Annotated in this window: 5 protein-coding genes; 4 read left to right on the forward strand and 1 reads right to left on the reverse strand. The window is 58.4% G+C overall.

Features of this window, described 5'->3' with window-relative positions; all coding sequences use genetic code 11:
* On the forward strand, nucleotides 1-661 hold a 661-nt coding region (locus R6T97_RS12870; protein ID WP_410349701.1), incomplete at its 5' end, for a thiamine pyrophosphate-dependent enzyme.
* Here the strand turns inward: R6T97_RS12870 and R6T97_RS12875 are convergent.
* On the reverse strand, nucleotides 648-2,384 hold the full coding sequence (locus R6T97_RS12875) for a serine protease (RefSeq protein WP_410349702.1): 1,737 nt from the start codon (nucleotides 2,382-2,384) through the stop codon (nucleotides 648-650). The genes R6T97_RS12870 and R6T97_RS12875 overlap by 14 nt on opposite strands.
* Before the next feature lie 176 nt (nucleotides 2,385-2,560).
* Here R6T97_RS12875 and R6T97_RS12880 point away from each other — a divergent pair, with 176 nt between their 5' ends.
* From R6T97_RS12880 to R6T97_RS12890, 3 genes are all read left to right on the forward strand, one after another.
* Nucleotides 2,561-3,481, forward strand: a complete 921-nt coding sequence (locus tag R6T97_RS12880) for a glycine--tRNA ligase subunit alpha (protein ID WP_410349703.1) — start codon at nucleotides 2,561-2,563, stop codon at nucleotides 3,479-3,481.
* A complete protein-coding gene (locus R6T97_RS12885) occupies nucleotides 3,481-3,918 on the forward strand; it encodes a DUF6446 family protein (RefSeq protein ID WP_410349704.1) in 438 nt (145 codons plus the stop codon). Before R6T97_RS12880 ends, R6T97_RS12885 begins: the two co-directional genes overlap by 1 nt.
* Nucleotides 3,848-4,015 (forward strand): hypothetical protein (locus tag R6T97_RS12890; RefSeq protein ID WP_410349705.1); only part of this gene is annotated, 168 nt, incomplete at its 3' end. The genes R6T97_RS12885 and R6T97_RS12890, both read left to right, overlap by 71 nt.

Here is a 4,015-nt window from a genome sequence, read left to right on the forward strand (position 1 = left end):
AGACGCCAGCGCGCACCTGACGGAAAGCCTGATCCAGTTGGAAACTGTCAAGAAAACCACTTGGAGCGCACAGGAAGTGGCATCCACCCGCGCCAAATGGCGGGCCGAGATTGACGCGGAACGGCCCGGTATCTTGCCAGTCGCGGATGCGCTGAAAGAGGCGGTTCCCGTTGACACCATGTTCTTTTCCGACATGACCCAGTTCGCCTATGCCGCGAAAGAGGTTTATCCGATGGACCGGCCCGGCCATTGGCACCATCCCTACGGGTTCGGCACCCTTGGCTATGCGCTGCCTGCCGCTATTGGGGGCAAGATCGGGGTCGGGGATCAGCCGGTTATCGCGATCCTTGGGGATTATGGTTTTCAATACACCGTGCAGGAACTTGCCGTGGCCGTCGAGCTGGAGCTGACTTTGCCCATCATCATCTGGGACAACGGCAAACTTGGCGAGATCGAAGACAGCATGGTGCGCGCGCAGATTGCACCCAATGCGGTCGTTCAGCGCAACCCGGATTTTCTAAAACTGGCGCAAGCATACGGGGCAGTCGCAGTAGAGCCTGCCAATCTTGAGCAGTTCAAGTCGGCTGTGCAAAGGGCCCTGCACGCCAAGGGCCCGACGATCATTCGCGTCACATCGGATATCGCGCTTACCAGCAGCTGACCAACACCGTGAAATTTGCGGCCTTGCGCGACAGCGCAACCGGCGAAATGGCTGGCGCTGCGCCGGTTTGTGTCGGCATGATACCGTGTTCTTGCAGCAAGGCCGCAATCGGCGCTGCATCCAGTGAAAACTGCACATCGTCTGGCAGTTTCTGGGCAGACCCGTTGTCATCCGGCAACAACATACCCAGAACCGTACCGCCGGCATCCAGAACCGGGCCGCCCGCGTTACTGTCCCGCACGACAAGCGAGAGGCGCTTGCGCAGATCATTGCCTTGCAGGTCACGGATGTCCTCAAGGGTGCCGAAGGTGAGCGTCGGTTCCTTCAATGCGCCACCGAACGGGTAACCCGCGACCGCGACCGGATCTTTCAGCCGCGGAGTGGCGGATTGGAATGTTGCGATATCAACGGGAGAGAGCGGGATGAGGGGGCGTAAAACCACGACACCAAGACCGGCATCTGTCGCGATAACTTCGGCGTCGGTGTCGCGATCCAGCGTAATCCGATTACAGCCCTCGACTGCTGCTGGCGTTGTCACGACGAAACCGTCTGCCGAGACAAAAAAGCCCGAGCGCGACAGCTTTGGTTGGCGGACGGCCAGCCCCGAGACCATGTCAATTGCCTGATCTTCGCTTGGTGGCACCAGATCTGGATCAAGCGTGCCGTCAAGGCGGGCAAAACTGGATTGCATCACATCCAGAATGCGGGTGCGCCGCTGATTGTCATCAGCGGGCCAGACCAGAACAAATCCCTTGATCGCGCCATTCTCCAGACTCGCGGTCGCAAAGCCATGGCGTTCATCGTCAATGCCTTCGATAAAAAAGCTGTTCCCGCGCAATTGGCGCGGCCCGTCCGGCGGCATAAGATCAAGCACCTGCAGAACCTCGAAAAGCCCGCCAAGGCGGCCTGCGTCGCCGGGTTGGGAAATGAACAGGACCTGCGCCAAGGGAAGCGCGTCTTGCCCTTCGAATTTTGCGAACGGTGGCGCGTATTCAGAAAAACTGACCACCGCAGTCGGGACCTGCATCTGGATGCCTGCGATATCGTCGCGCACTACCTGCATATCAACATCCGCCAGAACGGCATTGTATTGCAACAGCAACTGCGCGCGCTGGCGCGCGGTCAAGATCCCTGTCGGTTCCTGCGCATAGACCAGTTGCCAAGCCTCCATCGCCTGCCGGGTGCCGCGCCCGAATGCCCCGTCAATGGCCGCATCATAAAAGCCGGCCCAACGCAGCGCTTTTTGCAATTCTTCACGTTCGGTGCGCAAAAGAGCTGCCTCCGACACCCGTGCTTCGCGCAGTGTTTCGACCGGGGCCGTCAAAGGCGCTTGGGGCAAGGCGGTCAGTTCGGGTATCAGCTCTTCTTGCGGCGCAATGGCATCGCGCGGCACCGACACGCCCCCGCCTATCGGCCAGAATTGCTGCTCGAACCGGCGACCATTCTGCAAATAACTGTCTGAAGGGATCTGTCCGCTGCGCAGCAGACGCGCCAATTCCTCGCGTGCGAGGCTTTCGCGATAGGGCCCAAGGACGATCCCGTAGAAACCGCGGCCCAGATAATAGCCCTGCACATCGTCAAAACGGCGGGCATAGATGCGGGCCCGTTCGGTCGCCTCGCTCAGCGTTTGGCGCGCTTCGACCTGCACCCAAAAACGATCCTGCGCCTGCGCCTGCATTGCGAACAGAAACAGAAAGAGACCGGCAAGAAAAACTCTGAACACTATAAATTTCGCCCTTACGTTGTGCGTTAAGGGCTTGTTGGCGGGGTAGGCGGCTCTGTGCAAGTCAAACTCTTGTCAAGCGTCATGGCAAGGGGCGGAAAATCGCCACCCGTTGCCCAATTGACCCTGTCCGCCTTGCACCCTATTGAACGGCCAAAGGACATGAGGGTTCCACTATGGCGGAAAAACCACGCAGTTTTCAGGAAATCATCCTGCGGCTCCAGACATATTGGGCCGGCAAGGGCTGTGCGATCCTGCAACCCTACGACATGGAAGTCGGGGCAGGGACGTTTCATCCCGCCACGACCCTGCGTGCGCTGGGCAGCAAACCCTGGGCTGCGGCCTATGTGCAGCCGTCACGCCGCCCGACTGACGGACGCTATGGTGAAAACCCCAACCGTTTGCAGCACTATTATCAGTACCAGGTACTGATCAAACCATCGCCGCCGGATATGCAGGATCTTTACCTTGGCTCGCTCGCAGCGATTGGCATTGATGCCTCTGTTCACGATATCCGTTTCGTCGAAGACGACTGGGAAAGCCCGACGCTGGGCGCGTGGGGACTTGGCTGGGAAGTCTGGTGTGATGGTATGGAAGTCAGCCAGTTTACTTATTTCCAACAGGTCGGCGGGCACGACTGCAAGCCTGTCTCGGGCGAGTTGACATACGGGCTGGAGCGTCTGGCGATGTATGTGTTGGGCGTGGATCACGTGATGGACATGCCGTTCAACGATCCGCAAACGCCGATCCCGCTGACCTATGGCGATATTTTCAAACAGACCGAGCAGGAATATTCCCGCTGGAACTTTGATATTGCGGACACCGAGGTGCTGTTGCAGCACTTCGTCGATGCCGAGGCAGAATGTAAGCGTATTCTGGACGCGCCTGCGACGGACCCCAAGACAGGCCATAAGATCATCATGGCGCACCCCGCCTATGACCAATGCATCAAGGCCAGCCACGTGTTCAACCTGCTCGACGCGCGCGGCGTGATTTCCGTCACCGAACGACAGGCCTATATCGGACGTGTGCGCGCATTGGCCAAGGCTTGCGCCGATGCCTTCGTGCAGACCGAAGCAGGCGGGGCAGCGGCTTGATGGCGCGTATCATCATTGTGGCAATGCTTTTGGCGGCAGCTATCCTTGGCGGTGTGCTCTATTACCAACAAGTCTATGCCTACTACGACGATGTGCCAGCAGGTCCCGAAGCGGTCCGCCTTACCTCTGTCAGCACCGGCGAGGCCGAACCGATTGCCGTGCAGAATTTCCGGGGGATCGACGCGATCAGCAGCCCGCTGCGCTATCGTGCCTGTTTTGAAACGACCCTCAGCCAAGCGATGCTGACCGAGACCTATCAGATCGTGGACAATGCCGAACCGCGCGTTGCACCCCGCTGGTTCGATTGCTTTGACGCGGCCCAAATCGGGGCGGATCTGGGGACAGAGGCAGTTGCCTTTATGGGCGTTGAAAACATCGCATACGGGATCGACCGGATCGTCGCGATCTACCCTGACGGGTATAAACAAGGAAAATAATGAATACTCTTTTCTGGATAAATTGGATGTTATCTTTCCGGTTTTACATGGTCCTTATGGAGAGGATGGTACAGTTCAAGGCTTACTGGAATTAATT

This window comes from Yoonia sp. (assembly GCF_046498525.1).
In the GTDB taxonomy this organism is placed as follows: domain Bacteria; phylum Pseudomonadota; class Alphaproteobacteria; order Rhodobacterales; family Rhodobacteraceae; genus Yoonia.